Origin of the sequence: Caballeronia terrestris (assembly GCF_001544515.1) — a bacterium.
GTDB lineage: Bacteria > Pseudomonadota > Gammaproteobacteria > Burkholderiales > Burkholderiaceae > Caballeronia > Caballeronia terrestris.
In genome coordinates, this window is record NZ_FCOL02000222.1 from 1 (window position 1) to 3,206 (window position 3,206).

The 3,206-nt window shown below is 64.3% G+C and carries 3 protein-coding genes; all 3 read right to left on the reverse strand.

Features of this window, described 5'->3' with window-relative positions; translation table 11 throughout:
* Positions 1-867, reverse strand: an 867-nt coding sequence (locus AWB67_RS35580) for a sugar ABC transporter ATP-binding protein (RefSeq protein WP_143328471.1), incomplete at its 3' end; no start/stop codon positions are given.
* Positions 868-929: 62 nt separating this feature from the next.
* Positions 930-1,880 (reverse strand): sugar-binding protein, encoded by a 951-nt coding sequence (locus AWB67_RS35585; RefSeq protein ID WP_087660578.1) that lies wholly within the window; start codon positions 1,878-1,880, stop codon positions 930-932.
* A gap of 34 nt (positions 1,881-1,914) precedes the next feature.
* Positions 1,915-2,916, reverse strand: a complete 1,002-nt coding sequence (locus AWB67_RS35590) for an ABC transporter permease (RefSeq protein WP_087660579.1) — start codon at positions 2,914-2,916, stop codon at positions 1,915-1,917.
* Positions 2,917-3,206: the final 290 nt, after the last annotated feature.

Genomic DNA, 3,206 nt, shown 5'->3' on the forward strand with positions numbered 1-3,206 from the left:
GACCAGTCCCGCGAGACCCACGATCTCGCCACGCCGCAATGCGAAGGACACGTCGCGGTAGCGTTCGTCGTCGCCCAGGCCCTGCACCGCCAGGACGATCGGCTGATCGCCATGCTCAGGCCGGATGCGCCGCACTTCGGCGAGGTCGCGCCCGACCATCAAGCGCACCACTTCGTCCGGAGAGGTGTCCGTGAGCCGCGCTGTGCGCACGTGCTTGCCGTCGCGCAGCACAGTCACGGCATCGCAATTGTCGAACACTTCGCGCATGCGATGCGAGATATAGAGGATCGTGACGCCTCGCGCGCGCAGGTCGTGCACGACCTTGAAGAGCGTCAGCGAGTCGGCTTCGGAAAGACTCGACGTGGGTTCGTCGAGAATCAGGAGACGTGGCTCGTGGATCAGCGCCTTGCAGATCTCGATCAGTTGCTGCTGCGCGATCGTCAGGTCGCCGAGGCGCGTGTCGGGATCGAGCGTGATGCCGAGCCGTTCCATCGCCGCGCGCGCCTTCGCGATCAGCACGCCGCGATCCACCAGCACGCGCGCCATGCGCGGCTCCGCACCGAGGAAAATGTTCTCGGCCACCGTCATGTTCGGCGCGAGCATCAGTTCCTGGAACACGATCGAAATGCCCTGGCGGGCGGCGTCTCGCGTGCCGGAGAGTTGCAGTTCGTGGCCGTCGAACACCAGTCGTCCGGAGGTCGGCGCGTGCGCGCCCGCGATCACCTGCATGAGGGTCGACTTGCCGGCGCCGTTCTCGCCCATGACCGCGTGCACGGTCCCCGCCTCGACTTCGAAGGAGACATCCTGCAACGCCTTGACGCCCGGATAGATCTTCGAAACATGTTCAACGCTCAAAAGAACGGTCATGGCGGCACTCGTTGCGAGGAAAGGCGCGGGACGGCCCTCGCGGGCGCCGTCCCGCACGGGGGTTACTTGCCGGCCGTGAACTTGTCGACGTTCGACGAATTCACGATGTCCACGCCGGTATCCGTGACCGGCGGCACCTTCTCGCCCTTCAGGATCTTGTTCAACTGGTCGACGGATTCCGAGCCCATCTTCGTCGGCCGCTGACCGATGAGCGTCGTCGCATAGCCGTCTTTCAGGAGCTTGATCTGCGTGGGCAGGGTATCGAACGAGACGATGACGAACTTGCCACCCTTGAGGTCCGCCGCCTTGTTCTTCAGCGCGCGCATGTAGGCCTCCGGCGCGAACATCGGCCATCCGCCCGCGAAGAAAATGCCGTCGATATTGGGGTTCTTGGCGAGGATGTCCTGGATCAACTGCACGGCGGTACTCGAATCGTCGTTGCAGGGAAAGGGCGATCCGGACACTTCCTTGAAGTTGCTGCCGAGCTTCGACTTGAAGCCCTTGATGCGATCGTTGAGGTTGGCGGCCGACAGCCCGCCCGTGATCACCGCATAGTTCCCGCCCTTCGGAAGCGCCTTGGCGAATGCCTCGCCGCCGGACTCGCCACCCGCTTCGTTGTTGGTTCCGATGAAGGCGACACGCTTCGTCTTCGGCGCGTCGGAGTCGAAGGTCACGACCGGGATGTTCTTCGCCATCGCGGCGCTGATGACGCCGCTGATCGAATCCGGATTGTTCGGCGCGATCGCGATGCCTGCGACCTTCTTGGTAATCAGGTCGCGCACGATGCGCCCCTGTTCGGCGTCGTCGAGCTGGGCCGGGCCGGTGAAAAGACACTCGGCGCCGATTTTGGCGGCCTCTTCCTTGCAGCCTTTTTCCGCGTCGGCGTAGAACGGCACGCCGAGCGCTTTCGGGACGACGGCGAACACTTTCTTATCGGCGGCCTGTGCGTGGGGAGCAATCCCAAATCCGAACAGTACAGCGGCGGTCACGGCGCCGAGCAGGATGCGTGTCATTGTTTTCTCCAAAGGGTCGTTATGGGCAGCACACTCAGCGACGTCGCCAGACGCCCTTTCTGAGCTGGTCGATGAACACGGCAAGGACGATCACGGAACCGACAAAGACCCCTTGCCAATAGGCGTCGGTGCCGAGCAGGACGAGCCCGTTGCGAAGCACTTCGAGGATCACCGTGCCGATGAAGACGCCGATCACGGTGCCCTCGCCGCCGCTGAGCGCGGTGCCGCCGATGACGGCGGCCGCGATGACGCTCAGTTCCTTGCCCAGTCCCTGGTTCGAGATCGCGGACGAGAGGTAGCTGACCTCGATGATGCCCGCGAGCCCGGCCAAGACCGAAGACATTACATAGACGCTCATCTTCAGCCGGTCGACGTTGAGGCCGGTCAGCATCGCGGCGCGCTCGTTGCCGCCGACCGCATAGAGCTGGCGGCCGAAGACGCTGCGCTTCAACACGATCGCGGCGATGATCGACAACGCCACGAAGATCAGGAAAGGCACCGGCAGCCCGAGGAAATCGCCGCCGCCGAGCGCAAAAAAGGCGTCGCCGTCGGGGCGGAACCCGTCGATTGCCTTGCCCCGGGTGATGATGAGTGCGAGCGCGCGCGCAATGCTCATGGTCGCGAGCGTCGGCACGAAAGGCAGCATGCGCAGCTTGGTCACGCAGAAACCGTTGAAGAGGCCAACGGATGCCGCAATCAGAAGCGTGAGCGCGCAGGCGGGCACGACGCCCATGCCCGCATGCATCATCGCGGCCGACGCGACGGCGGCAAGTCCCCATACGCTGCCCACCGACAGGTCGATCCCGCCGGTGATCATCACCGCGGCCTGGCCGAGCACCACGATCCCGATGAACGCGAGGTTGCGCGCGTCGTTAAGCAGATTGTCGACGCTCGCGAAGTCCGGCGCAAAGATCGACAGCGCAATGACCATGATCAGCAGCGCACCGATGATGCCCGTCTCCCGTGACCGCAGGAGATTCCCCGCGAATCCGGGCCGGGGTTTCGCGCCCGTAGTTGTCGCAGTGGACTTGCTCATGTTTGTACGCCTCGTGTGCGGGTATTGCCGGGCGTTGCCGGAAGCGAACGCTTCCGGCAACGCGCTGCTTGCAGTGCTGCCGAACTGGAACTTCTCCTTGTGACAGAGTGTTTTCGTGTTGGCCTGATCGATGCGCTTTGTGTGCACGATGACACCGCGCGCACTGGCAGCGGATCGGGCGTCGTGGTGCTGGCGACGGCGCCGTCGCGCATCACAGCCACCCGGTGCGCGATGCACGTGACTTCCCCGAGCCGGTGGGAGATGTAGACGATCCCCACGCCGCGCCCGAA